Source organism: Candidatus Binatia bacterium (assembly GCA_036504975.1).
In the GTDB taxonomy this organism is placed as follows: domain Bacteria; phylum Desulfobacterota; class Binatia; order UBA9968; family UBA9968; genus JAJPJQ01.
Genome location: DASXUF010000010.1, coordinates 18051 through 44323 on the forward strand (window position 1 = coordinate 18051; position 26273 = coordinate 44323).

General features: G+C 59.6%; 25 protein-coding genes. 11 read left to right on the forward strand and 14 right to left on the reverse strand.

Going from position 1 to position 26273, the window contains the following annotated elements:
• Positions 1-11: 11 nt before the first annotated feature.
• From VGL70_01300 to VGL70_01315, 4 genes are all read left to right on the forward strand, one after another.
• On the forward strand, positions 12-1763 hold the full coding sequence (locus tag VGL70_01300) for an iron ABC transporter permease (protein HEY3302149.1): 1752 nt from the start codon (positions 12-14) through the stop codon (positions 1761-1763).
• 256 nt (positions 1764-2019) lie between these two features.
• The gene (locus VGL70_01305; protein HEY3302150.1) at positions 2020-3012 is read left to right on the forward strand and encodes an ABC transporter substrate-binding protein; all 993 of its coding nucleotides are present in this window, start codon (positions 2020-2022) and stop codon (positions 3010-3012) included.
• Positions 3013-3014: 2 nt separating this feature from the next.
• On the forward strand, positions 3015-3431 hold the full coding sequence (locus tag VGL70_01310; protein ID HEY3302151.1) for a TIGR03668 family PPOX class F420-dependent oxidoreductase: 417 nt from the start codon (positions 3015-3017) through the stop codon (positions 3429-3431).
• A gap of 134 nt (positions 3432-3565) precedes the next feature.
• The gene (locus VGL70_01315; GenBank protein HEY3302152.1) at positions 3566-3988 is read left to right on the forward strand and encodes a hypothetical protein; all 423 of its coding nucleotides are present in this window, start codon (positions 3566-3568) and stop codon (positions 3986-3988) included.
• Here the strand turns inward: VGL70_01315 and lpxA are convergent.
• From lpxA to VGL70_01335, 4 genes are read right to left on the reverse strand one after another with little or no spacing between them, the layout of a single operon-like run.
• Positions 3972-4757, reverse strand: a complete 786-nt coding sequence (gene lpxA / locus VGL70_01320) for an acyl-ACP--UDP-N-acetylglucosamine O-acyltransferase (GenBank protein HEY3302153.1) — start codon at positions 4755-4757, stop codon at positions 3972-3974. The two genes, VGL70_01315 and lpxA, sit on opposite strands and share 17 nt — an antisense overlap.
• A gap of 15 nt (positions 4758-4772) precedes the next feature.
• On the reverse strand, positions 4773-4964 hold the full coding sequence (locus VGL70_01325; GenBank protein ID HEY3302154.1) for a DNA gyrase inhibitor YacG: 192 nt from the start codon (positions 4962-4964) through the stop codon (positions 4773-4775).
• 11 nt (positions 4965-4975) lie between these two features.
• On the reverse strand, positions 4976-5953 hold the full coding sequence (locus VGL70_01330; GenBank protein ID HEY3302155.1) for an ABC transporter substrate-binding protein: 978 nt from the start codon (positions 5951-5953) through the stop codon (positions 4976-4978).
• A gap of 10 nt (positions 5954-5963) precedes the next feature.
• On the reverse strand, positions 5964-6359 hold the full coding sequence (locus VGL70_01335) for a VOC family protein (GenBank protein ID HEY3302156.1): 396 nt from the start codon (positions 6357-6359) through the stop codon (positions 5964-5966).
• A 134-nt stretch (positions 6360-6493) separates the two neighbouring features.
• On the opposite strand from VGL70_01335, the gene VGL70_01340 reads away from it, so the two are divergent.
• A complete protein-coding gene (locus VGL70_01340; protein ID HEY3302157.1) occupies positions 6494-8272 on the forward strand; it encodes an alpha/beta hydrolase in 1779 nt (592 codons plus the stop codon).
• Between the two features lie 238 nt (positions 8273-8510).
• On the opposite strand, the gene VGL70_01345 is transcribed toward VGL70_01340, so the two are convergent.
• Entirely contained in the window at positions 8511-9014 is a 504-nt protein-coding gene (locus VGL70_01345) for a 3-phenylpropionate/cinnamic acid dioxygenase subunit beta (protein ID HEY3302158.1), read from the reverse strand.
• 1 nt (position 9015) lies between these two features.
• The gene (locus VGL70_01350; protein HEY3302159.1) at positions 9016-10380 is read right to left on the reverse strand and encodes an SRPBCC family protein; all 1365 of its coding nucleotides are present in this window, start codon (positions 10378-10380) and stop codon (positions 9016-9018) included.
• 212 nt (positions 10381-10592) lie between these two features.
• Between VGL70_01350 and VGL70_01355 the strand changes: the two genes are divergently transcribed.
• The 6 genes from VGL70_01355 to VGL70_01380 all read left to right on the forward strand — a co-directional run bounded on the left by VGL70_01355 (position 10593) and on the right by VGL70_01380 (position 16912).
• Positions 10593-11381 carry an SDR family NAD(P)-dependent oxidoreductase gene (locus VGL70_01355; GenBank protein ID HEY3302160.1) on the forward strand — a complete coding sequence of 263 codons (789 nt, stop codon included), beginning with the start codon at positions 10593-10595 and terminating at the stop codon, positions 11379-11381.
• Between the two features lie 8 nt (positions 11382-11389).
• Positions 11390-12265, forward strand: a complete 876-nt coding sequence (locus tag VGL70_01360) for an alpha/beta hydrolase (GenBank protein ID HEY3302161.1) — start codon at positions 11390-11392, stop codon at positions 12263-12265.
• A gap of 232 nt (positions 12266-12497) precedes the next feature.
• Positions 12498-13346: a VOC family protein gene (locus VGL70_01365; GenBank protein ID HEY3302162.1), complete on the forward strand. Its 849-nt coding sequence runs from the start codon at positions 12498-12500 to the stop codon at positions 13344-13346.
• Positions 13347-13360: 14 nt separating this feature from the next.
• Positions 13361-14632 (forward strand): aromatic ring-hydroxylating dioxygenase subunit alpha, encoded by a 1272-nt coding sequence (locus tag VGL70_01370; protein HEY3302163.1) that lies wholly within the window; start codon positions 13361-13363, stop codon positions 14630-14632.
• 367 nt (positions 14633-14999) lie between these two features.
• Positions 15000-16286, forward strand: coding sequence for an aromatic ring-hydroxylating dioxygenase subunit alpha (locus VGL70_01375; protein HEY3302164.1), 1287 nt, complete (start codon positions 15000-15002; stop codon positions 16284-16286).
• A gap of 95 nt (positions 16287-16381) precedes the next feature.
• Positions 16382-16912, forward strand: coding sequence for a 3-phenylpropionate/cinnamic acid dioxygenase subunit beta (locus VGL70_01380; protein HEY3302165.1), 531 nt, complete (start codon positions 16382-16384; stop codon positions 16910-16912).
• Positions 16913-16933: 21 nt separating this feature from the next.
• On the opposite strand, the gene dmpG is transcribed toward VGL70_01380, so the two are convergent.
• The 8 genes from dmpG to VGL70_01420 form a co-directional block, all read right to left on the reverse strand.
• Positions 16934-17959, reverse strand: coding sequence for a 4-hydroxy-2-oxovalerate aldolase (gene dmpG / locus VGL70_01385; GenBank protein HEY3302166.1), 1026 nt, complete (start codon positions 17957-17959; stop codon positions 16934-16936).
• A 14-nt stretch (positions 17960-17973) separates the two neighbouring features.
• A complete protein-coding gene (locus tag VGL70_01390) occupies positions 17974-18909 on the reverse strand; it encodes an acetaldehyde dehydrogenase (acetylating) (protein ID HEY3302167.1) in 936 nt (311 codons plus the stop codon).
• Positions 18910-19154: 245 nt separating this feature from the next.
• Positions 19155-19943 (reverse strand): fumarylacetoacetate hydrolase family protein, encoded by a 789-nt coding sequence (locus VGL70_01395; protein HEY3302168.1) that lies wholly within the window; start codon positions 19941-19943, stop codon positions 19155-19157.
• 1 nt (position 19944) lies between these two features.
• The gene (locus tag VGL70_01400) at positions 19945-20370 is read right to left on the reverse strand and encodes a DUF559 domain-containing protein (protein HEY3302169.1); all 426 of its coding nucleotides are present in this window, start codon (positions 20368-20370) and stop codon (positions 19945-19947) included.
• Positions 20371-20446: 76 nt separating this feature from the next.
• Positions 20447-21322 carry an alpha/beta hydrolase gene (locus tag VGL70_01405; GenBank protein HEY3302170.1) on the reverse strand — a complete coding sequence of 292 codons (876 nt, stop codon included), beginning with the start codon at positions 21320-21322 and terminating at the stop codon, positions 20447-20449.
• Between the two features lie 154 nt (positions 21323-21476).
• Positions 21477-23159, reverse strand: coding sequence for an ABC transporter permease subunit (locus VGL70_01410; protein ID HEY3302171.1), 1683 nt, complete (start codon positions 23157-23159; stop codon positions 21477-21479).
• A 62-nt stretch (positions 23160-23221) separates the two neighbouring features.
• Positions 23222-24310 carry an extracellular solute-binding protein gene (locus VGL70_01415; protein HEY3302172.1) on the reverse strand — a complete coding sequence of 363 codons (1089 nt, stop codon included), beginning with the start codon at positions 24308-24310 and terminating at the stop codon, positions 23222-23224.
• A gap of 275 nt (positions 24311-24585) precedes the next feature.
• A complete protein-coding gene (locus VGL70_01420) occupies positions 24586-26022 on the reverse strand; it encodes a UbiD family decarboxylase (GenBank protein HEY3302173.1) in 1437 nt (478 codons plus the stop codon).
• Between the last annotated feature and the right edge of the window lie 251 nt (positions 26023-26273).

The following is a 26273-nucleotide window of genomic DNA, read 5'->3' on the forward strand; positions in this document are numbered from 1 at the left end:
ATCGCAAGCCGGTGAACGACAGAACCGTTGCAATCGGGCGAGCGCTTCCCACTAACGGGGGCCTCGCCCGAGTCGCATTATTCTTCACCCAGCCCGTTAACCTGATTTTTGTCGGCGTCGCGAGCGTCATCGCTTTTTTGGCGCTCTACCCGAGTTTTTTTCTTTTGTACGGGAGCCTCACCGACTCTCCCCTGGGCGTTCCAGGTCATTTCACGCTGCAAAATTACGTCCAGGCCTACTCCGATCCGACCGCTTACCCGCTGATTCTCACCTCGTTCATCTTCGGCATCGGGGCGTCCGGTCTCTCTGTGATACTAGCGCTTACACTTGCCTGGATCACGATCAGGACCAACGCGCCTTTCAGGAGACTCTTCGAGCTGGTCGCCATCGTCCCGAATATCCTGCCGCCGCTTCTGATCTCGATATCGTGGGTGCTGCTCCTCAACCCGAGTAACGGCCTCATCAATGGGATACTGGTCCGGCTCTTCGGTCTGGAAAGAGGCCCTTTCAATATCTACTCGCTCCCGGGTCTGATCTTCGTCGAGGGTTTGATTCTCACGCCGCTGGCTTTTCTCATCATTGCCGCGGCGCTCAAAAGCATGGACCCGTCGCTCGAAGAATCCGCCAAGACCCTCGGCTCGGGCGAGGTGGGAGTTGCCGCGCGGATTACCTTTCCCCTGATGAGGCCGGCGATCCTGGCCGCCGGAACGTTGAACTTCGTCCGGGCGGTCGAGAGCTTCGATACGCCGGCCATCATCGCGCTGCCGGCGCGGCTCGAGGTTTTTACCACGAAGATCTGGCGCGAGGCGCTGGGCTCTTTTCCCACGAACCATAATCTGGCGGCTACGTACGGCGTCGGCATTCTTCTCATCGCGCTGATCTTTGTTTACCTCTACCGCAGGTTCACTTCCCAGGTGGAGAGCTTCTCTACGGTGACGGGCAAAGGCTTCCGGCCGCACCAGATCGATTTGGGCCGGTGGCGCTATCTCGCCTCGGGCACCGCCCTGCTGATGCTGACTCTGATGGTCATATTGCCGATTCTGGTTCTACTCCTCGTTTCCGTTCTCCCTTACTATCACGTGCCGACTTGGCAAACGTGGCAAAACCTGACGCTCAGCAACTTTCGCTTCGTGGTAGAAAACCCGCGCGTCTTCAGGGCGTTCCGCAACAGCATGATTCTTGCCATCGTCGGCGCCACGCTCTGCATGGGACTTGCAGCTCTGACCGCATACATTACGATCAGAACAAAAATCGCCGCCCGCGGGCTGCTCGAAGGCCTGGTCTTCATTCCGTGGGCGTTTCCAGGGACCGCGCTGGCTCTCGGTCTTCTCTGGGCCTATGTCGATTTTCCCATCCCGATTTACGGGACCCTCTGGATCATCATGATCGCCTACATCACCCGCTTTCTCCCGTACGGACTGAGAGCGGTCAGCAGCACGATCATTCAAATCCACAAGGAACTGGAAGAGGCCTCGACCGTGTGCGGCGCCGGCTTCTTCGCCACATTTCGCCGCATTCTCGTGCCGATGATGCGGCCGGGCATCATGGCCGGCTGGATCATCCTCGCGACGACGTTCATGCGCGAGTTCAGCGCCACGCTGTTTCTCTACAGTCCCGGATCAGAAGCTCTGGGCCCTCTGCTTTATTTTCTCTACCTCGACGGCATGCGCGGCCGGGTCGCCGCGATCGGCCTGGTTATTTCCGTTATCTCCGTTATCCTCATCGCGATCGCGCAGCGGCTATCGCGCTGGGACACGGAATAAGCTAAGAAAAAATATCTCGCGCAAAGCCGCAAAGAGCGCCAAGCACAAAAAAAATTCGAAGCACGAAACCCGAAATTCGAAACAATTTCAAATGATCAAAATATCGAAAATTCGAAACAAGCTTCGTCCAGATTCGATGATTTGGATTTTTCCGATTTGAGATTTCTTTGTCTTGGGAGTTTGTTTCGGATTTCGATATTCGTTTTTCGGATTTGTTTCCTTGGCGTCTTGGCGCGAAGAAATCAGAAAACCTTCGATGGATAAATTGCACTTGACCGTCGCCTGCGGCGACTACGACCGAACCAAGGCGCTGCAAGTCGGAACCGTCCAGCCGGAAGGCATCGCTCTCAACTATCTTCCTCTTCAGGCGGAAGAAATTTTCTGGCGCATGAGCAATTACCGCGAGTTCGACGCCTCCGAGATGTCGCTCTCGAATCACATCACGATGGTCAGCCGCGGCAATTCTCCCTTCGTCGCCATCCCCGTTTTTCCCTCGCGCTTCTTCCGACATTCCTGCATTTTCATCAACAGCGATGCCGGAATCAAAGGGCTGCGGGACTTCAAAGGCAAAAAAATCGGCGCGCCGGAATACTCGATCACGGCGGCGGTATGGATCCGCGGTTTTCTGAACGACGAGTACGGCGTGAAGACGAGCGATATCGAGTGGTTCGTCGGCGGGCAGGAGGAACCGGGCAGGAAGGAAAGAGTCCGTCTGAACCTCCCACCCGAAATCAAAGTGTGTCCGATCGCCGACGACAAGACGCTCAATAGCATGCTCGAGAGCGGCGAGATCGACGGGCTCATCTCCGCGCGGAGCCCTTCGTCGTTCGTCAAAGGCTCGCCAAAAGTCCGGCGCTTGTTTCCCAATTACAAAGAAGTCGAGATGGATTACTACAAGCGCACGAAGATCTTTCCGATCATGCACGTGCTGGTCATCAGGAAAGAAGTCTACGACCGCCACCCGTGGGTCGCCCGAAGTCTCTACAAGGCATTCTGTGAAGCCAAAGACCGCGCCATCCAGGCGATGCACGTCTCCAATACCTTGGCGTGCACTCTGCCCTGGCAGTTCGCCGAGATGGAACTGCTTAAATCGCTCTTTGGCTCCGACTGGTGGCCCTATGGCGTCGAGCCCAACCGGCATCTGCTGGAAACTTTGATCCGCTACATGGGCGAGCAGGGCCTGATCGACCGGCCGGTGAAGCTCGAAGAGCTGTTCGCGCCGAATATCGCCGGCGAGTTCAAGATCTAGATGTGACCAGGCGGGAAAAATTATTTGTCCAATCGGCGCGGATTGCACATCTTGCTAGCGCCGACGATAAAGGCCGGCCTCACGTTATTCCCATCTGCTTCGCCTTCGACGGCAAGGAGATTTACTCTCCGATCGACGAGAAGCCGAAAAAAACTTCTCCGCTCCTCCTTAAAAGAGTCCGCAATATCCGGGCGAACCCTCACGTCGCCGTCGTGATCGATCGATACGACGACAATTGGAATAAGCTGGCCTACGTGTTGATCTCGGGAAGAGCACAGCTTTTATTCCGCGGGGCGCGCCACGCAAAGGCAGTGCGTCTTCTCAGAAAAAAATATTCGCAGTACGAAAAAATGCGACTCGAGGAACGGCCGATTATTCAAATCACGATCGCTGGCTGGACGAGTTGGGGCGTGGTTTAGCATGCCGGCATAGCGCTTCCCGAGCCCAGCCTCGCTGGGGTCCAAAGAACGGTTTGGAGGCCATACGGGAGTATCGTTTTAAAGAATATAAATATATTTTGACAGGGTAGGAATCTTTTGGTATATTCGGGCGCATGAAAACACAATTTTCCACGCTTTTAGCGTGCACGCTGGTTTTAGTCCTCGGTTTGTCTCCCGTCGGGCTGAGGGCCCAGGAGCAACCCGCACAATCCCCGGCCCCGGCTGCCGAGCAGTCCCCGACCAAGGAAGTCGGGACAGAGCTGGGGTGGGGCGTCGGCTCTGTCCTCGCCAACATTTTCTACATGCCGACCAAGATCACCTATGCCGGCCTTGGTCTGCTGACGGGAGGCCTGGGCTATCTGCTGACCGCCGGCCGGGGTGATGTCGCCAACGAGATTATCTATCCGGCGGTGAAGGGCACCTACGTGGTGACTCCGAGGCATCTCAAAGGAGAGGAACCCGTTGTATTCATCGGCGCTTCTCCCGAGGCGTCACAGCAACAGCAGCAGGTTTCTGCGGCTACTCCGCAGCAGTAGGACCGAAGCAAACTCCGCGTTTTGAAGACTTGATGAACGCCAGAAGTGATAGCACTTCCGACGTCAGGTCTTTTTTTGTCTCGAGCTCCCGGACAGCCAAACTGAGATTTCGTCCTTTGCGGAAAAGGACGCGGAAGGCTTCTTTCAGCGCGCGAATTTTCCGCTCATCGAACCCGGCGCGCTTAAGTCCCACGCTGTTCACGCCCCGCACCGTGTGCTGCCAGTCCATGATCGAGTAGGGAGGAACGTCCCGGCTCGCGCCGCTTAAGCCGCGCATCAAGGAAAGCTCGCCCACCCGCACGAACTGATGGACGACACAGTTGCCTGAGATAAAGGCGCTGTTGCCCACCTCGACGTGTCCGCCGAGCAACGCGCCGTTGGCGAGAACGATGTGATCGCCGAGCCGGCAGTTGTGGCCGACGTGCGAAGTCGCCATCAGATAGTTGTCGCCGCCGATGACGGTTGAGGAGCCCGGCGCCGTACCGCGATGCGCCTGAACGAGCTCGCGGAAAACGTTGTGACTGCCGATCTTGAGATAAGTCTCCGCGCCGGAGTAGGCCTTATCCTGCGGCGCGCCGCCCAACACCGCGCCCGGATGGATTTCATTCTCCTCCCCTATTTCGGTCCAACCCATGATCGTCGCGTGCGCCATCACGCGCGTGCCGCGCTGGATCTTGACCGGCCCTTCCACAACGACGTACGGACCGATCTCGCACTCCGAATGTATCTCCGCCCGCTTATCGACGATCGCCGTGGAATGAATGCTCATCGCGCCGCGCTCTGCTCATTGAGAGTCGTCATCATCGTCTTCACCTTTGTTCTCGGTCTCGATCTTCTTTCCGGGAATTCGATAGCGGCCTTCGGCCCAAGCGCCGAGATCGATCAGCCGGCAGCGCTCGGAACAAAATGGGCGGTATGGATTTCCCTCCCATGGGACCTCGGTTCGACACGTCGGACAGCGAACCACGCGCGTCATCGTCGACAACCTTACGAATCCAGCATCGCCGGCGCGAAGAGATCTTCGACCGCCGGCTTTTTCTCCATCAGACCCTGATCGAATGAATAGTCCATGAAGCGTTCGAGGTTGGCGCGGTTCCTGGTTATGCCGTACGGCCAGGGATCCTCGCCCAATAAACTTCTCTCCTCCTCGAAAAAATGGCGCCCCCAGACAAGCCGCGACCAGTTCGGATCGTCGTAATAATGCCGGCAAACTTCTTTCGCCTTCTCGAAGGCCGCCATGACGCTCCCGGCGAGCCACGGGTTTTGTTCGAGGACTTCGTCCTTGAACGCCACGACATGCATGATGGGGAAAAAACCGTTCTTACGGAAGTAGTTGATCTCTTCCTGTTTGGCGTTGGGAAAGAGCCGGCGGATCTTCTCCGAGCCGCCGAGGACCTCTTTCGGCGGGTGCGGCATGAAGAGGGCATCGATCTCTCCCGCTTCCAAAAGGTGGCCGATCTTTCTTCCGGGCGGGACCAGGCGAATTTTTACTCCCTCTTGCGGCTTGAACGGAAGCGTCTCTTCCTTGGCGACGATCCACTCGATCTTGCGCCAGTCGACGCCGTACTCGGACTGCAAATCGCCTTTGGCAAGAACGGAAAGCGTGGTCTGAAACGTGCTGAGCCCGACTTTGCGGCCGATGAGATCTTTGGGACTGTCGATGCCCGCGTCGGTCCGGACCCACATCTGCGACATGCTGAAGAGGCGGCGCGGAAATACGGGAACCGCGGTAAACGGCATGCCGCGGCTTCGCGCCATGAGATAGGACGACAGCGAAAGCTCGCAGATGTCGAACTCGCGCTTCTGGAGCATCCGTTCGTGGCGATCGACGCCGTGTTTTAGAGGCTCCGATTGCCCGACCAGCAGGACGTTGAGGTCCACGCCGTCGATCGACACCGCGCCGTCGAAAAAAGGAAAGTGGCGGTCGTAGTGCGAGAGCGCCATCGTCAAGCTGAGTTTTGCCATCGCCGCTCTCTTAGCTCTTCTTCAACGGCTGATAATCCATGAAGCCGTGGACCGAGAGGTCGATCAGATTCCCCTCCGGGTCCGACACGCGCATTTCCGCGAACGGAGTCCCTTCCGGCCTTTTCTTGACCGCTTTGTTCGGCTGTTGCTTTTTCACCCGCTCCAACGTTTCGTCCATGTTCTCGATCTGAACGCCGAAATGATAGAGCCCGTTCGGGCTCTGCTGCGCCGAGTTGTCGAGGATGGCGAGCTCGAAGTAGCCGTCGGTGAGATGCACGGATTTTCCCGTCGCGTGTCCCGGATGCGAGCCTCGATGAAGCTCCTCGAAACCGAAAACTTCCTTATAAAAGGCGGCCAACTTTTCCGGATTTTCCGTTCGAATCGCCAGATGGCGTATTCGTGCCATGGTTCTTCCTCCTCTTCGGCGACGCTCATTTCTGATTATCCCATTTGCGCCGCTTCTGTCCACCCCTTCATCCGCTGCTGGTTGCGCAACCACGCACCATCGTATAGTTTCGTCCCATCAAACCGCACGGAATCATGCTCCACTCGCCGCGCCGCATTGCGCTAGTTATCGCGTCAGGCATCGGTTTCTTCATCATCGTCGCGAATTGGGAGAACGCGAAGCCGACGCAAGCTTCGGCGGCCCAATCGACGCCGAAGGCGAACTTGATTCGCGATATCGCTTACACCAAGCCGGCCGACCCTAAGAACGCACGGCGTCAAACCCTCGACCTGTATCTGCCGGAGATGTCCGTGCGCAAGCCGCCGCTCCTCGTCTTCGTTCACGGCGGTTTCTGGACGCTCTCCGACGACGAATATCAAATCGGCCCCGCTGTCGCGGAGGCTCTACTTCCTAACGGGGTCGCCGTCGCGCTCGTGCGCTATCGGTTGGCGCCGGCTCACACGCACCCCGTCCCGGCCCAGGACGTGGCCGCGGCCATCGCTCACCTCATCCGGTCGGCCGACAAGTTCGGCTACGACGCCAAGCGCGTCTATCTCGCCGGCCATTCGGCGGGCGCGCATCTTGCGGCGCTCGTCGCGCTCGATGGAAGTTATCTAGGCGCGCAGCGTCTGACGCCGCGATCGCTGGCGGGAGTCGTTGGCTTCAGCGGCATTTACGATCTGCGGCCGAGGCCGGAGAGCGCCGAGCAGCAGAAACTCGCGGTCCGACAGGCATTCGGAGACAATCCGGATAAGCTCGCGACTGCGTCGCCTACGACTCATGCGCGGGCGGAGGCGCCGCCGTTTCTGATTCTGGGCGCCGAAAACGATTTTCCCGGTTTTCTCATCGACGCGAAAAGATTCGCCGAATCGCTCCGCAAAACCGGCCACAAACAGGCCGAGCAATTCATTCTTCCGGACCACGACCATTTTTCTCTCGTTCAGTTGATCGACCGCGACGCCGAACTCCGGAGCCTGCTGTTGGAATTTTTTAAAGCGCAACCTCTCCCGCGAGAGATAGCGGTGCTGATCGAAGCCAAGCGCCGTTGGCTCAATCCGCCGCTCTCGACCGCGCCCTTTTGGCGCGAGAAAAAACTGATCCGCTCCTATCCGGTGGACCGAAGATTCGTGGAAGAGCTGGTTCTTCTCTACAGCGGTATGAAGTATGAGCTGCTCGAATGGCCGCTGGAGACGTACCACGCGATCGATCTCTTTGCCTATCTGGATTCTCTCCCGCCGGAAAAGATCGGCCGCGGCAAATATCTCACCGTCACCAATTTTCGCAACGAGAAATTATTTTTCGACCGCCATCAAATCGAGCCCTACAAGCCCGTCATCGTCGTCGGCCTCGACGACGAAAAGAATCTCTTCCGTCTCGGCGTTTTCTACCAGGCGCTCAGGGAATATAGCTGGAGAGGCGGCGCCAAGCCGCCGATGATGGCGCGTCCGTTGGGCGCCTTCATTCGCTTTCTGGAAGAGCCGCCGCCGGAGCTGATTCGCCAGGCGCCGTACTACGGGCTCACGGAAAACAGCTTCCAATTAGTCGAGGACGATCCCCTCGCCTCTTTGAAGGACCTACCCAAGCAAGTCTACGAAGCGGTTACCGTTCGTAACGGCTGCGTTTATTGCCACAGCTTTCACGGCGTCGGCCCGCAGAGCCACCACGTCACGGCGGCCAACAACAAGCCGCACGGCGGGCTGGCGTTGGCGCTGGAATCTTATCCCGAAAACGTGTGGAAAGAGTTCATGTTCAATCAGGAGGCGGCGGCGAAAAAAATCGGCGCATCGCCCAATATCGTCGCCGAAGACGCGCGGCAGGCATTGTACGATTTAGTGGTCGAGTCGCGGAAAAAGCAGAACGCAGTTGGGCAATGAAGGACTGGAATGAAAGTTTTGGAGCGGGCGACGGGGATCGAACCCGCGACGTCCAGCTTCGGAATTTTCTATCGAATTTGATGTTTTCTTCTTCTGCAGCAAGAACTTAGTCGATATTTTCTGCCCCTGAAACCTTTTCTGACCTCATATATAACTGCCGCATCTAAACGAGAAGCCTCTTTTTATCCGAAAATTCCGCTGACTTCTCCTCATGAGATCATTTAAAGTCGAGGGTTGGTTAGAAAAAGATGGAAAGGGTCCGCGGGAGAACGGGTCTCAGCATGATGATCTCGCGGGCGGCAATCTTCCAGCCCTGGTCGGTTCTTCTCAACCTGTCCTCACGGCGGCCCGTGAACGATGTTTCATGGCGGCCATGGCGAACTTGGAACACCAGGAAGTTGGAGTAAGCATTGACCTCGTCGCTCGCCTCCGAAGGCTCCACCAGAATATTGGTGATGAGCCGCTCCGTCAGCGACGGCGGCACTTCCGCGTGCCGGAGGCCGGTATCCAATTGCGAGACCCTGAGCGCGAGGCCCTGCTTGTCGTCGTTGAAGTAACCGAAATGCAAGTCGTCGGATTCGTAGGCGCGCTCCAGATTCTGCACGTTCTCGATGGTGGGCATCCGATATCGAGCGTCGTCCGTGAACAGCGCCAGCCAATCACGAAACCGTAAGCTGTCCAGCAGTCGCGCCTCGTGATAGAGGAAGCGCTCGATCTCTTGCTGGACGTGAGCGAAATCCATTTTATTGGGACCCCTTGGCCGCCATCAGCTCCGCCCAGTAGCGATAGAACTGCCGCTGATTCACCTCCCAGTTGATCGGGCCAACCAAACCCGGCAGACGCTCGATCGCCCAACTCTTGTCCCTGAGCGCTTGCAGTGCGGGATGGTCCCGGTCGAAACCCATCGCCATGTTGTAATGGAACGGCTGCTTCCTCGCCACGTGGGCGGCAAGGTTGTCCGAGGACCGCTCGAAATTTTCCGTGTCGTCCGATTGGATCATCCCGGCCGCCGACTGGCGAGTCATCAGCGCCTTGATCGCTTGCTCCTTTACGACCTTGGGCGCGTCCTTCTCGACGACGCACCACTCCCAGCCCTCGGAAAGGAGCGGGCCGCGCGGATGCCATTGAATGAGCCCGCGCGCGAGGAAAGCCGCGCCGGAGCTGATGATGGACAGATTGGGAAAGATGTTGGCGTTGGAAAAGCTCTGCACCTGGGCGGGATCGTTTCCATAACGCTCCTGGATGCGGCGGTAGCGTTCTTTGATCCAGTCCACGGCTTCGGCGCCCAACCGTTGGGCGGTCGCCAAGTCGGACTCGTATAGGCTCGTCTCCGCCCCGAGACGGAGAACGCCCATTCCATGGGGAACCCCCGAGCCGTAGCCGACGCAGACTTGGAGCGACTCGTCCAGGCCCAACCGGATGCTGGCAAAGCTTTCGGACCTTCCCGCCATGATCTTGAAGTAGCTCGCATGCGTCGTGGGGACGTGGTAGTCGTCCCCGGCGAAGTTATCCGCGAGGAGTTTCCAGTTCGCCGGCATGAAGAAGCGCTGGCGGCCCCCGACCACTTGCATGCCGCCCAAAGGCTCGTGAACCAGCAGCCGGTCGAGATACCAGGTGAACACGCCGAGGTAGTCGCGCAGGGGAGCGATGTTGGCGTCCCACGAGGCGAAGATCATTCCGCCGTACGCCTCGATGCGCGGCGGTTCGACGAGCTTCAACTCGTCGCGATTCAAGCAGCCTTGATAAGCCGTGTCGAAGAAAGGGACGCCGACAAGCTTCCCCTGGGTGTCGAACTGCCAGCCGTGAAACGAACAGGTAAAAGTCTTGGTCTGCCCGCGATCGAAGAGGCACACCTGGTTGCCGCGGTGCAAGCACTTGTTGAGAAAGACACGCACGTTACCGTCGACGTCGCGGAGCATGATGACCGAGTCCTCGCCCATGGTGTTGGTAATGTAATCCCCGATCCGGGGAATACTGGATTCATGCCCGACGAACAGCCAAGTGTGTCCGAAGACTCGCTCCAACTCTTCGCGATACACTTCTTCATCCGAGTATGCGCCGGCGTACACCAGGCCGCGCTCGCTATCGACTAATCCCTGAGCGGCCATCCGTAGCTTCCTTTCCGTTTCCCGGTATTTTCCTCCACGCGCTCAGCCACCGATGCGATGATACGGCGTTGGCATATTATGTCAACCGTTATTGCGATCGGCTATGCCTGTCGAGCCGTTCAGCCTATTGACAATGATCGTGAAGCCACAATAAATAAACCAGGCCGTGGTCGGAGCGAGAAATCTGTCGAAATTTTTTTAGCAGGAAAATTATGGCTGGACTGTTAGCAGGGAAAGTCGCGCTGATCACCGGGGCGAGCTCCGGTATCGGCAAGGCGGTGGCGAAACGCTTTCTCGAGGAAGGCGCGAAGGTTGCGATCATGGACAGCTCGGAGAAAAGATTGGCCGGGCTCACCGAGGAATTGGGGAAGGACGCTCTGACCGTGCACGGCGACGTGAGAAAGATCGAGGACAACGAGAAGGCGGTCGCCGCGACGGTGGAAGCCTTCGGCCCTTTGAATATCTTCGTCGGCAACGCGGGCGTGTTCGACGGCTTCAAGAGTCTCGCCGATATAGCGACAAGCGAAATCGCGGCGGCTTACGAACAGGTCTTCGATGTCAACGTTAAAGGCTATCTCCTGGGAGCGAAGGCCACCATGCCGGAGCTTCTCAAGACGCACGGCAATATGGTATTCACGGCTTCGATCGCCGGCCTGCGGCCGAACGGCGGCGGTCCGATCTATACGGCTTCGAAGCACGCCGTCGTCGGTTTGATCCGCCAGCTCGCTTCCGATTTGGCGCCTCATATTCGCGTGAACGGCGTCGCGCCCGGCGGGACGCTCACGGACTTTCAGGCGGCGCCGGCCCTGGGAGCCGTTCCGGCCTTTCCCGACAAACAGTCGGCGGAGGAACGCATGAGACAAAACAACCCGCTCGCGATGGCGCTCAGGCCCGAGGATCACACCGGCGTTTACGCGCTGCTCGCTTCGGATCAAGCGCGGGCCATGACCGGCGTCGTCATCGAGAGCGACGGCGGCGCGGGTGTGCGGCGACGCAGATAAAAGGAGGGATGATGACCATCTGGACGGACCTACTCGGAAGCCGGGTCAGTTATTACGGCAAGAAATTCAGGACGCGCGCGATCGAGGCGGGCAGCGGCGAGCCGCTGATCATGCTGCACGGCGTCGGCGGCCACGCCGAGGCCTACAGCCGAAACATCGTGCGCCTCGGGAAGAGCTATCGCGCCATGGCGATCGACCTCGTCTGGCACGGCTTTTCCTCGAAGCCCGCGTACAACCAACGCTCGATCCCGACGTACGCCGAGCAGATCCTCGACCTGATGGATTCTCTCGGCCTGGAGAAAACCAACCTCGAAGGCGAGTCGCTCGGCGGCTGGGTGGCGATCTGGTTCGCGCTGCATCATCCGGAGCGCTTGAACAAGCTCATTCTCAACACCACCGCCGGTCTCCGCTTCAAGCCGGGAGTCGTCGAAGAGCGGCCGGCCGAAGGGCGGCAGCTCTTGAAGGAGCGCTCCATCGCCGCGATCAACAACCCCAACCTCGACACGATCCGCAAACGGCTCGAGTGGCTTATGGCGGCGCCCGACCGCGTGACCGAAGAGCTTGCGGAGGTGCGCTACCGAATCTACTCCGACCCGGAGACGCGCCGGTCGTTGACGGACGTTTTCAGCAACTCTTTCGGCGAGGGCGATTCGCGAACGTATCAGCTTCCCGAGGAGCGTCTGAAGGAGATAAAAACGCCGACGCTCGTTTTGTGGACGGAAAAAAATCCCGGCTCCGGCCCGGACGTGGGGCGACACATCGCTGCGCAGATTCCCGGAGCGCAGTTCCACTGCATCGCCGACGCCGCGCACTGGCCGCAGTGGGAGCACCCGGAGGAGCACGACGCGGCGGTGCTCAAATTTTTAGGCGGAGAAAAAGTTTGAGCGCTCTGAAAGCCGCCACCCGCTCTCCGAGCCCGCGCGATAGGGCGGTGGTTAATCACAGCGTTAGTGTCGGACGCGCGGGCACTCCGAACGGGCGACGTCTTTCAGAGCGAGGTCGAGGGGGCGAGGCGGAGGGTCGCGGACGTCCGAGAAGAAAAGATCGACTCATGGCAGTGACCTATCGGCCGCGACCCGGAGCCTTGCGCCCGAAGGACTCGCTTATGGAGGAAAGATGAAGATCGCCGCGCTGGGCTACGTTGGAATCAACGCGACGGATGCGCAGGCGTGGGCCCGCTTCGGCCCGGAGATCCTGGGCCTGCGCGCCGCTCCCGCGGGAGAAGACGGAACGGTTTATCTGCAAATGGACGAGCGCGCCTACCGCCTCGCCGTTCATCCGGCGTCGACGAACGGCCTCGCGTATATCGGCTGGGAGCTGCCTTCGGCTTTGGATCTAGAGCAGGCTTGCGTTGAATTGGAGAAAGCCGGCCTGAAGCCCGTGCGAGGAAGCGAAGAGGACTGCGCGCTGCGCCGGGTGGCGGCGCTGGTGAAAATCGCCGACCCGTATGGCAACCGGCTCGAGCTTTTTTACGGCCAGCTCAACATCTGCGAAGCCTTTCAGCCGGCGCGGCCGATCGGCGGCTTTGTCGCGGGAAACCTCGGCCTCGGCCACGTCGTCATCGGAGTGCCCGATCTCGAAGCGGGAAAAAAATTCTACACCGAGACTCTCGGCTTTCGCCTGAGCGACTTCGTCCCCGACCGGCTGGTCTTTTTCCACTGCAACCCGCGCCACCACTCGATCGCCTTCGGCAAGATCGGTCCGGGCCTGCGCCACATCATGCTCGAGGTGAAAACCATCGACGACGTGGGAAAAACGTTCGATCTGTGTCAAGCGAGCGGCGTTCCGATCACCAAGGCTCTCGGGCGCCACAGCAACGATCGGATGTTCTCTTTTTATATGAAATGTCCCGCCGGCTTCGAGATCGAATACGGCACCGAGGGCCGGCTCGTGGACGACGCGACCTGGAGCGTGCAGCAGGTGGACCGCGGAAGCATCTGGGGACATCAGCGCATAGCCGGTTAGCGGCGGAAGGACCGATGGCGCAAGAAAATAAATTCATCGCCGATTTGGAGAAGGGCCTTATCGATCGGAAAATCTTCTCCGATCCCGCGATCTACCGGATGGAGCTGGAGCGCGTCTTCGCCCGCTGCTGGCTCTACCTGGGGCACGAGAGCCAGATTCCGAATCCCGGAGACTTCATTACGACCTACATGGGCGAAGATCCGGTGATCGTCTGCCGCGGCCGGGACCAAAAGATCCGCGCTTTCTTAAACGTCTGCCGCCATCGGGGAAACCGCGTCTGCCGCCTGGATCAGGGCAACGCGGATTCTTTTACCTGCTCTTATCACGGCTGGACGTACGGCAACGATGGCTCCCTCATCGGCGTCCCCTACTTCAAGGAATATTATTACGGCGAGCTCGACAAAGAGAGTCTGGGCCTCATCCCGGTCCCGCTCGTCGATCGATACAAAGGACTCATCTTCGGCAATCTTGATCCCGCGGCGCCTTCGCTCAGCGACTACCTCGGCGACATGGCCTGGTATCTCGACATCATTCTCGACCGGCGCGAGGGCGGCACCGAGCTGATCGGCGGCACGCACAAATGGACGATCAGCGCCAACTGGAAACTGGCGGCGGAGAATTTCGTCGGCGACATGTATCACACGGGATCGACGCACGCGTCGGCGGTGAAATCGGGCTTCAGCGGCAGCCAGAGCGGCAATCGGTATAGCCCGGCGTTGTCATCCGGATTTCAGATAAGCCTGCCGGCCGGTCACGGCTTGGGGGCGCGCTGGATCAGCGGCGGAGATGCGGCCGTCGGCGCGCCTGCGCCGGAGGTGGCCGCTTACCTCCGAGACACGCACGCCGAGGCGGAGCGCCGGCTCGGGCCGGTGCGCGCCGGCATGATGTCGCCCGTGCACGGCACGGCTTTTCCGACCTTCTCGTTTCTCCACGGCACCCACACGATCCGCGTCTGGCATCCCAAAGGGCCCGACAAGTTCGAGGTGTGGGCCTGGTGCATCGTCGATCGAGAAGCGCCGCCCGAGGTCAAAGAGGCGATCCGGCTCCATTACTTGAGACGCTTCAGCCCGGCGGGCACCTGGGAGCAGGACGACAGCGACAACTGGATCCAGGCGACGGATACGAGCCGGGGCATGGCGGCGCGTAGGATTCCGGTAAACTACCAGATGGGCCTGGGGCACGAGCGCGCCCAGGAGGGACTGAGAGGGATCGTCGGCGATTTTTTCAGCGAGACCAACCAGCGCAACTTCTACCGCTCCTGGGCCGAGCTGATGGCGCGGAAATGATGTGAGAGGTGCAAGTCGCCACCCGCTCTCCGAGGCGGCGCAATAGGGCAGTGGTTAATCCTAACGGCAGTGTCGGATGCGCGGGCCCTCCGACCGGCCCTTCGACTTTGCTCAGGGTGGTGAGCTTGTCGAACTAGCGACAGCTTCCTCCGGCGAGGCCGAGGGCATGTCCTCGCAAGGCTCGGAATTGCAAATCGCAGATTTCAAATCTCAGATTTTGAGATTTGAGATTTGCCATTTGAGATCCCGAAGGGCTGGCCGCGACCCGGATGCTTACGCCCGAAGGACTCGCTTCAGCCTGAGGCTGACCAGCCTAAAGCTGATCCGGGGGAATGACGTTTGTGGTGTGACGTTACAAAGTTGAAGCATGATCGACGTTAAAAATTTGACCGACGGCGAGCGCGGGCTCATCGATCGGAGGATTTTTTCCGACCCCGAGATTTATCGGCTCGAGCTGGAGCGCATCTTCGCGCGCTGCTGGCTCTACCTCGCCCACGAAAGCCAGATCCCGAATCCCGGCGACTTCTTTACGACCTACATGGGCGAAGACCCGGTGATTGTCTGCCGCGGTCAGGACCAAAAGATCCGCGCGTTCTTAAACGTCTGCCGCCACCGGGGAAACCGCGTCTGCCGCCTGGAGCAAGGCAACGCGAATTCTTTTACCTGTTCGTACCACGGCTGGACGTACGGCAACGAGGGGAGTCTCATCGGCGTCCCCTACTTCAAGGAATACTACTACGGCGAGTTAAAGAGAGAGGAATGGGGCCTCGTACCCGTGGCGCAACTGGACAGCTACAAAGGGCTTATCTTCGCGACCTTCGATCCGAAGGCCGCGCCGCTCGTGGAATACCTCGGGCACATGGCATGGTATCTGGACTTCATCGTCGATCGGCGCGCAGGCGCCGCCGAGGTGCTGGGCGGCGTCCACAAGTGGACGGTCAACGCCAACTGGAAGCTTCCCGCGGAGAACTTCGTCGGCGACTGGTATCACACCTTCACCACGCACGGGTCGGCTTTTCAGGTGGGCTACGCCGCCGCCAAAGTCGGCATAGGTTCCAGCGAGCAGGCGCCGGGATTTCAGATCAGCCTCGGCGGAGGACACGGCCTCGGCGGCCGCCAGGTCGAGGGCAAAGGAGTACAGCTCCCTTATGCCCCGGTGATCGCGAATTATCTGCGCGACATCGAGCCCGAGCTCGAGCGGCGCCTCGGGCAAGCCCGAGCGCGAACGATCCGGCCGGTCCACGGCACCGTGTTCCCCCATTTTTCTTTTCTGTACATCACGCCGACGATCCGCGTGTGGCATCCCAAAGGGCCGGAGAAAACCGAGGTGTGGTCATGGTGCATCGTCGACAAAGAAGCGCCGGCGGAAGTCAAGGAGGCGTTTCGGCTCTTCTATCTCAGGCGCTTCAGCCCGGGCGGAACCTGGGAGCAGGATGACGGCGACAACTGGACGCGGATCACGGAGACGAGCCGGGGCGCCGGCGCGCGGCGCGTTCCGGCGAACTATCAGATGGGCCTCGGCCACGAGCGCGGCCACGGCGAGCTCCGCGGCCGGATCGGCGAGATCATCAGCGACATCAACCAGCGGAATTTTTATCAACGCTGGGCGGACCTTCTGGCGGAAGATAAACATGCTTCGACAAGCTCAGCATGAACGGAAAGTCATGTAATCTCCGTTCGCCCTGAGCCTTGTCGAAGGGCGAGGCAGGTTCGTCACCGGAAGAAAAAACACAAACGGACGAAACAAGTATGACTCACGAAAACTCACGAAGCGTCTCTGACCCGCGGCATCGCGAGATCGAACACTTTCTCTTCCACGAAGCGCGGCTGCTCGACGAGCGGCGCTTCCACGAATGGGTCGAGCTTTTCACGGAAGACGCGCGCTACTGGATGCCGATCCGCTCGGATCGGTCCGGGAACGAGCCCGCTCGCGAATTTACCAAGGATAACGAGCTGGCGTTTTTCGACGAGACCAAAGAGACGTTGAAGCAGCGCGCGCAAAAGCTCGATTCCGGAATGGCGTGGGCCGAGGAGCCGCGCTCGCGCACGCGCCATCTCGTCGCCAACGTCGAGGCTTACGAAACGGACGGTCCCGCGCAGGTAAAAGTCTACTGCAATTTCATCGTCTACCGCACGCGCCTGGAGACCAAAGAGGATCTCTTCGTCGGCTGGCGCGAGGATCTCCTGAGAAAAGAAAAAGATTCCTGGAAGATCGCCGGAAGAAAGATTTTCCTCGATCAAACCGTGCTCTTCGCGGACAACTTGAGCATTTTTTTCTAGAAGAAGATCTCTGGTCTCTCCCTACGCCGCGGCGTGCTTCTTTTTTTCCGCCAGCTCCATCGCCACCTCGACGATCATGTCCTCCTGGCCGCCTACGACCTTGCGCCTGCCGAGCTCGACCAGGATGTCGCGCGCGTCCACGCCGAACTGCTGCGCGGCCTTGTCCGCGTGGAGAAGAAAGCTGGAATAGACTCCGGCGTAGCCCATGGTAAGACTGGCCTTGCCGATGCGCACGGGCTTCGGCATGATCGGCCGGACGACCTCTTCGGCCGTGTCCATGATTTTCCAGAGATCGATGCCGGTTTCATAACCCAGCTTATTCAGCACCGCGACCAGCACCTCCGTCGGGGTATTGCCGGAGCCCGCCCCCAAACCACAAGTGCAGGCGTCCAGCCAGCGCGCTCCCTCTTCGATTGCGACCACGCTGTTCGCGACGGCGAGCGAGAGATTGTTGTGGCCGTGGAAGCCGATGCCGATCTTCAGTGCCGCGCGCAGGGCCGCCACGCGCTCTTTGACCGTGTGGGGCATGAGGGCGCCGGCGGAATCGGTCACCAGCACCACGTCGGCGCCGGCGGCCTCCATGATCTTTCCTTGTTCGACGAGCTTCTCCGGCGAGGCCATGTGGGAGAGCATGAGCATGCCGATGGTTTCCATGCCCATCTTTTTCGCCAGCCCGATGTGCTGCTCCGAAACGTCCGCCTCGGTCACGTGCGTGGCGATCTGCGCCACTTTGGCGCCGCAATCGGCCGCCATCTTGAGATCCTCTTTGGTGCCGATGCCGGGAAGGAGGAGGACGGCGAGCTTCCCCTTCTTGATCACCGACGAGGCCGCCTTGAGCAGCTCCAGCTCGGCCTGCTTGGAAAATCCGTAAGTGACCGTCGAGCCGCCGAGCCCGTCGCCGTGGGAAACCTCGATCATCTCCACGCCGGCATCGTCCAGCCCCTTGGCGACCTTCGCCACCTGCTCGGCGGTGAACTGGTGGCTCAGCGCGTGGCTGCCGTCCCTGAGGGTGCTGTCGAGGATATGGACGAAAGTTTTCTCGCTCATGACTTCTCCTTCCCTCACCCTCTCCCAGAGGGAGAGGGATGGGGTGAGGGTTTCTTCCACGTGCCTGCGATCAGATGGCGTGCGATCTCCTCGCCGACCTTCACCGCCGCCGAGGTCATGATGTCTAAATTGCCCGCGTACTTGGGCAGGTAGTCGCCGGCGCCTTCGACTTCGACGAACAGCGTGACCTTCTTCTTGCTCTTGCCGTTGGGGACGTCTTCGATCAAAGGCTTGGCCAACAGGCGATAACCCGCGACATATTCCTTGATCCGGCGAATCATCTCGTCGATGGATTTTTTCAATTTTTCCGGATCGGCGTCCTCGACGACGCCGTAGACGGTGTTGCGCATGAGGATCGGCGGCTCGGCCGGGTTGAGCACGATGATGGCTTTGCCGCGCTTCGCGCCGCCGATCTTTTCCAGGCCGCGCGCGGTGGTATCGGTGAACTCGTCGATGTTTTGCCGCGTCCCCGGGCCGGCGCTTTTGCTGGCGATCGTCGCGACGATCTCGGCGTATTGCACGGGGCCTGCTTCTCCCAGAGCGTAGATGAGCGGCACGGTGGCCTGGCCGCCGCAGCTCACGAGATTGACGTTGGGCTCGCCCACGTGCTCGTTCAAGTTGACGAGCGGAATCACGTAGGGGCCGACCGCCGCCGGAGTGAGATCGATGGCGATCTTGTTTGCCGCTCTGAGCAGCGGCGCGTGCTGCACGTGCGCCTTTGCGGTCGTCGCCTCGAAGACGATGTCGAAGAGATCTTTCTGTCGCAGCAGCCCGTCGATGCCCTCGTGGGTCGTGGCCAGCCCTTCGGCCTTGGCGCGGGCCAGCCCTTCCGAATCGGCGATGATGCCGGCCATGATCGTCGGGACGAGAGACCGGCTCCGCTTCAACTTGTGGAGCAGATCGGTCCCGATATTGCCGGAGCCCAAAATAGCCGCGCGAATTTTTTCCATGAGAGTTCCTCTAGTAGCTTTTAGATTCTTACGTTTGAAATGTTATACACAAGAACTACAAGAAAATTTATCGCGCCAAGACGCCAAGAACGCAAAGAAAGAAATATTTCTCCGAACTTGGCGCGCTTTGCGTCTTTGCGCGAGGCATCTTTTCTCCGATTCCGTAACCCGAATGCAGGCGAAACTTTCAAATATTTTTGCTTAGCTATTACCACGCTTCTTTGACTGACGACTGACCGCTATCTTCATACGAACCGCACCGAAACCGTGCCGAGGCCGTCGAACGAAGCGCGCAAATGATCTCCGGCCGCCACATCAACGGCCGCTGAGATCGCTCCCGGCATGACGATCTCTCCCGCTTGCAGCGCCACTCCGAACTCTCCGATGGCGTTGGCGAGCCACGCCACGGCGTTGGCCGGATGGCCGAGGATCGCGGCCCCGGCGCCGGTGTGCGCCACCTGCCCGTTTTTCTCCATCACCATGCCGATCAATTTGAGATCCAACTGATCCACCCGGCGCGGCGGACCGCCCAGGACGACGCGCGCCGAAGAGGCGTTGTCCGCGATCGTATCGCAGAGCTTGATCTTCCACCCTTCGATGCGGCTGTCGATGATCTCCAGCGCCGGAACCACGAAGCGCGCCGCAGCCATCACCTGCATCGGCGTCACCCCCGGCCCCTTGAGGTCGCGCTCGAGGATGAAAGCAATCTCGGGCTCGATCTTCGGTTGGATCAGCTCCTTGACCGGGAACGCGCTCCCGTCCTGAACGATCATGTGGTCGAGGATGTGGCCGTAATCGGGCTGGTCCACGTTCAGCATCTTTTGCATCGCCTGGCTCGTGAGACCGATCTTTTTTCCCACCACCTTCGCTCCGGCCTGCTTTTTCATGTCGATCAAGGTGAGCTGTATGGCATAAGCGTCCGCTGCGGTGATTCCCGGAATCGTCGTCGTCAGCGGCGCCAGAGTCGAGCGGCTCTGCTCCGCCTGCCGAAGACGCGCCGCCCACTCTTTGATTTGCGCTTCCGTCAAAGCCATGTCAGTTTCTCCTAAGTTGCGTCCTCTTAGAATGAGACTTGATCACCCTCTCCCGCTTAACGGGAGAGGGTAGGGGTGAGGGTTCTTCTAAGACCTCGGCAATCCTTTGTAAAACAGCCTCGGTATTTTGAAGCGCGTCATGGTCCCAAAACCGGAGAACGCGATATCCGAGGGTCGACAAAAATTGGGTCCTCGCAAGATCCTTGTCCGCCTGCTCAAGATGCTGACTTCCATCTAGTTTGATAACCAGCTGTTTTTCAAGGCAGCAAAAATCAACGATGTACACACCGATAGGCTGCTGACGCCGGAACTTCGCGCCACAAATCTGTCTTGCACGCAGTCGGGTCCAAAGATGCCGTTCGGAATCAGTCTGATCGCGGCGCAAACGGCGAGCAAGCGCCCGACTTCTTGAAACGTTATTGATCATTTCCTGCTCTCACCCTCACCCTTCCCTCTCCCTCTGGGAGAGGGTGTAGAACAGAAATCAGAGACCGTGATTCCGACTACCAGTATCTGCTTCGATACGTGTCGATCTGCAGATCGCTCGGTTCGCTGCTCAAGAACTCGCCGAGCACCCGGTTGAAAATATCCGGCTGCTCGAATTGCGGCCAGTGCGCCGCCTTGTCCACCAGGACAAAACGCGAGCCGGGCACCGCCTGGTGCACCTTTTCCGCCACCGGCCACGGACAGGTCGGATTGTGCGTCGTCCAGAAAAAGAGGATCGGCGCTTTCAGCTTCGGAATCTTCTCGATCAGACCATAATGTTTCCGGTCGCCGCCTTGCGCCACACGCTCGATGAACTCCGGCTGGCTGTAGATCTTGAGCCGGATCGCCACCAATTCGTCCGGCAGAATTTTAGGATCGTGAAACAGCCACTCCATGCGCTTGCGGATGGTTTCCATCGTGGTCTTTTCCACTACGTCCTTGGTGAGCTCGCGCAGCCGGCTCTGCCCGGTGAGATAACCGTGCTCGTTGGATGGAATGCCGCCCACGATCAACCCCAGTTTCATCACCCGCTCGGGATGCTCGTGCGCGGTGTAGACCGATATCTGACCGCCCTGAGACTCACCCACGAGATGGGCTTTTCGAATCCCGGCCGCGTCCATCAAATCCAACAGGTGTTTGGAGAAGGCCTCGAGATTATAAGTCAGCTTCGGCTTGTCGGTGTAGCCGTGGCCGAGATAATCGATGGCGAGGACACGGAAATGCTCGGACAGGGGAATCAAGTTGCGTATCCAGGTTTCCGCGTGGCCGCCGCCTCCGTGCAGCAAGATGACCGGCTCGCCGCTTCCCTTCTCGAAACAGCGCGTCCTTACGGCGCCGGCCGTGTAATACTTCTCAAGCGGTTTGAACGCTTCAAGCTCTTGGATGAACGACATAAGACCTCCTCAAATTATCCAAATCCAGGTGAAATGGAAAGAGCACCCTTGTTCAAGTCGTTCAAACCGTTTGAATCGTTCCAATCGTTTGAACCCCTTGTGCCTTTTTCCCTCACCCCTTCCCTCTCCCTCTGGGAGAGGGAGAGGGTGAGGGTCACTGCGTTCCCAGCCTCAATCCCAACCGCCTGCCGATCAGCGCCGCGGCGATCGCCGCCACGCTGATGACGACGCCCAAGATCGACGCGACCTCCAACTGTCCGCCGCGGGAAAATTCCATCATCAGGATCGACAACGGCCGGGTCGCGGCCGTGACCAGAAGAATCGTCGTACTGATGTCTTTGAGCGCGCCGATGAAGACCAGAATAAACAGGCTCACCAACGTCGGCGCCACGAGCGGCAGGGTGATGCGCCGGAAAGTGGTGAACCAGCTCGCGCCGCTTGCCTCGGAGGCATCCTCGAGATCGCGCGCGATCTGGCCGAAGGCGCTCTTCATCAAGTGCGTGCCGATCGGCATCTCTTTCACGATCAAGACTAAGATCAGCGGCACGAACGTCCCGTAGAAAAGCGAGACGCCGGGGAGCGAGAGCAAGAGCCAGAGCAGCGCCACCCCCAACAAAATCCCCGGCACGGCCCACGGCAGCCAGGCGAAGATGCTCACGAGCTGGCGTCCCGGGAGCCGGCTGCGCTGGATCACGTAACCGATCAGGGAGTACAAACCGACGCCTAGAAGAGCCGCGCTCAACCCGAGAATCAGAGAATTCCCCAGGGAGGATAGAAAGAGCGGATCGCCGAGCGCCGTGCGCCAGTGAGCGGTCGTGAACGGAGCGGCGACGTTGAAAAATCCGTAGAGCCGCATGAACGAGCCGGTGAGCAGCATGGCGAGCGGAAGAAAGATCCCCACCGTGACGAGCGCGATGCAGAGAGCGGACGCGAGGTAACACCACCTGCCGATCCACACGGGTCTCAGGCTCATGCCCTTTCCGGTCACGGTGCCGAACTCCCGCGACGCGGTGAAGCGCTGGTAGAAAAGCGCCAGCACGAACAGCACGCCGAGAAAAAAGGTGCTGAGGGCCATGGCCGGCGAGAACCGCGCCGGCTCCCAGGAGATAAGGTCGAAGATCCTCGTCGCATAGACGTCGATCCCGACCGGAGTGCCGATCAACTGCTCGATCTCGAAGGCTTCGAGGCTCCGGATCAAGCCTGCAATGGTCACCGTGAGGATGGTGGGAGAGAGAATCGGGATGGTGATGCGCCTGAGCGTCGTCCATGCGCTCGACCCGCAAGCCCGCGCCGACTCCTCGATCGCCGCGTCGAACTGGCGCAGCGCCGGCATCAGCAGAATGGTCATGACCGGGACCATGGTCAAGGTCAGATGGATCCACAGAATGCCGCCGACGGAGTAGATGCTGAACGGCGACTTGTCCACGAACGGCAACTGCATCAGCGCTCGATTGATCAATCCGTAGTTGGGATCGAGCAGCAGGATCCAGCCGAGCGTCAACGGCAGATGGGGCAGAAAAAACCCCAGCCAGAGCGAGAACTCGATGAACGAGCGGCCGGGGATGCGCGCGCGGACGAGCAGCCACGACAAGAGAAATGCGATTCCGACGCCGGCAAAAGAGCGGGTGGAAAGAAGAAAGCTGTAGCCGATCGCGCGCGCGGTCTTCGCATCGGAAAAACCCTCCTGCCAGCCCGCAAGCCCGAGCCGGAACGGTTTTCCCGGCGAGGCCACATTGAAGCTGTTGAGCACCACGAAGCCCAGAGGGACCACGGTGAAAAGACCGACGAGAGAGACGACGACGATTCCGGCCAGCTTAAAGCGGGAACTCCCGGACAACCATTCTCGAGCGCTCGAAGCTGAGAAAAAAAATGGCTGGGGCTCGCTTCTCGTTTCGTTGCTCAACGTCCGAGCGCCTCTGCGAGTCTCTTCTGCACTTTGGGTGCGACGTTCAAGATCCAATCCTCGGTGTACTGGTCCAACTTATAGTCCACTCCAGGCTTGGGAATGACGTAGTCGGGGACCATATCCTGGCGCACGTCGGTGCGGCGGCTCGGCTCGAGCATCTCGCGCGCGTAAATCTCCTGTCCTTCCTTCGACGCAAACCAGTTGACGAACACGATCGCCGCGTTGGGATGCGGCGCCCCCTTGACCAAGGTGATCGTGCTGTATCCTCCCACGAGGCTGCCGGGCACGTCCTTGGGGAAGTGGCGCACGATGGGAAACCCCTCCTTGCGAAACAACTCGATCATCACCTGCACGGCGCCGAGCGCGACGGGATGCGTGCCGCGCGCGACCCACTCGACGAGCTGGCGCAGGTCCTGCGTGAAGGCGACGTTTTGATCCTTGTACAGCTTGACGACGAACTCCTCGCCGAACTGATGGAGAAGATAGCGCGCCACCGCGTTTCCCGGGCCGCCGCGGCGCGGATCGTACGACGCGATCTTTCCTTTCCATTCGGGCTTCAAGAGGTCGGCCCAAACCGCGATGCCGTTGGGATCGGCCTTGTCTTTGTTCAGGATCAGGTCGGTCATTACCCAGTCGGACGTCTGAAGGAGGTAGCGCTGCTGGTTGTCCACCCATTTGATTTTTCCCTTCTGCCACATTTTAGGGTTCGCCGCCTCGGGAAGAATCAGCTTGTCGGCGATAGGCTCGATCAGCCCTTTCGGCATCTCATTGACAATTCCGGAGCTGGCGCCGCCGATGTTTACGTCGATGCTCACCCGCCCGGCGGCGGCCTCCCGCTCAATTCTGACCGACACCTCGCCGGAGGGAAGGCCCAGGTATTCCAGGCTGATCCCGTGGGCTTTGCGCAGCCCGTCGATGAGTCCTTGACGGAAACCGGACACCGGCGGGCCGGAAACCACCACCTTGCCTTCCTTCTTGGCCTCCGTGACGATCTTCTCCCATCGCTCCTGCGCCGCGCCGGAAAAAGGGAAGAGCAGCGCCAGTCCCAAGCCGAGCAAAACGAACCCAGATACTTTTTTCATGTCCAGCTCCTCCTGCCTATCCGCTGTATGAGCCTACGTCGGCTCGAAGCCGACAAAAACTATTCCCTCTCCCCCACGTTTTTGGTGGGGGAGAGGGTAAGGGTGAGGGGGCGCTGAGTCTCGGACCCTCACCCCTGCCCTCTCCCGCAAGCGGGCGAGGGAGATATGGCTTGCCTCCTCCGGAGACTTCGCGAAATCTATTTCGCCTAAAGGCGAGGGTTCCACCATCCCTGAAGGGGACACTAACGATACTACGGGCGTATGCCCGTGGAGCTTTATTTAAGCCACTCGTCCATGCGCCACTTTTTCCACGCTTCTTCCCTGCGCCCCTCGCTGAAAAGATTGACCGGCGGGAAATCGCCCAGCCGGCGGTAAGGCCGGCAGGCGTTGACGATCAGACGCGAAAAGGGATACGCCGGCTTGTCCGTGCGCTGCTCGATGCTCAGCATCGGGTTGAAAACCCAATCCGTCTCGATCGTGGATACCTTCGTCCCGCTCGCTGGATCCATGCGCGTCCCGATGGCCCAGAGCACTTCGCGCGGATCGTCCACGTCCACGTCGTCGTCGACCAGGACGAGCAGCCGCTGCTGAATCGGCGACTTGTCCAACGCCGACATCACTCGACTGACGTGATCTTCATCCTGCTGGCGGATGCTGATGACCACGCCGCCGACGTTGACGAGATCGCGCACCGCTTGAATGCCCTGGATGCCGGCCTTCTCCAGACGGCTCCAAAGTCCGGTCACCAGCCGGAACGGCAGCGGCGAGGCGTAATGGCCGCTGATCGGCTTGAACGGCGGCGCGCCGAGCAGAATCGGATCGTTCCGATAGTAGATGCGATCGACCTTCACCACCGGCTGCGGCACCGTGCCGCCCATGTAATAGCCGGTGTATTCGCCGAAGGGCCCCTCGCCTTTGCGCTCGACCTCGGGCGGAGGGATCGTTCCTTCCAAAACGATCTCGGCGGAAGCGGGAATCGGCAAGCCGGTCAATTCTCCCTCGACGATCTCGACGGGCTCTTTGCGGATCGCGCCGGCAAAATCGTATTCCGGAACTCCCGAAGGACAGCCGAGGCGGCCGCACGACGAGAGAAAAATAACCGGCTCTTCCCCGAGCGTGACGGCGATCGGACACGACTCCCCTTTAGCCCAATATTTTTTGACCATCCGCATGCCGTCGTTGCTCGGGCCCTGATACATCCCGGTCGTGTTGCGGTCGTGCACCATGAGACGGTAGGTGCCGACGTTGACCTTGCCGCTGTCGGGGTCGCGCAGGATCTCCATGCAGCCGGTGCCGATGTAGCGGCCGCCGTCTTTCTCGTGCCACTTCGGCACGGGAAAACGGAGGAGGTCCACGTCGCGCCCGTCGAGGACGTTCTCATGGAACTCGGCCGATGCGACTTTCACGGGAGGCACGGGTTGATAGGAGCGATAGAATTCCCGCCAGCGCTCCATCGCCTGGCCGGTGGAAAGATCAGCCGGCATGTCGATCGCGAGCAGGGATCTTTTCAGCGTACTGCAGAGATTGACCAGCAGGCGGTACTCGGCCGGATAGCCGGGGATCCGCTCGAAAAGAAGCGCGGGGCCGCCGCGCTCGAATGACAGCTCGGAGATCACGCCGATCTCCAGGTCCCAGTTGGCGCCTTGAATTCTTCTAAGCTCGCCCGCTTCCTCGAGCCTGGCGGCAAAACTCCGCAGATCTTTGTAGGGCATCAGAGCTACCTCTTATTGTGCAATCGAAAACCTAGCCATTACGGAGTCGGAAAAACGTTGCTCGCGCAAAGACGCGAAGTACGCCAAGGTTCCTCAAATCCCCCTCTTTCCCCCTTTGTCAAAGGGGGATGAAAGGGGGATTTCTGAATTTCTTTGCGCCCTTGGCTCAGCCACGAGGATGGCTGATCAGCCTTAGGCTGAGTCTTCGCTGGCGCGATAAACTTTGTTGATGTCATTCTCAATTCTCCAGC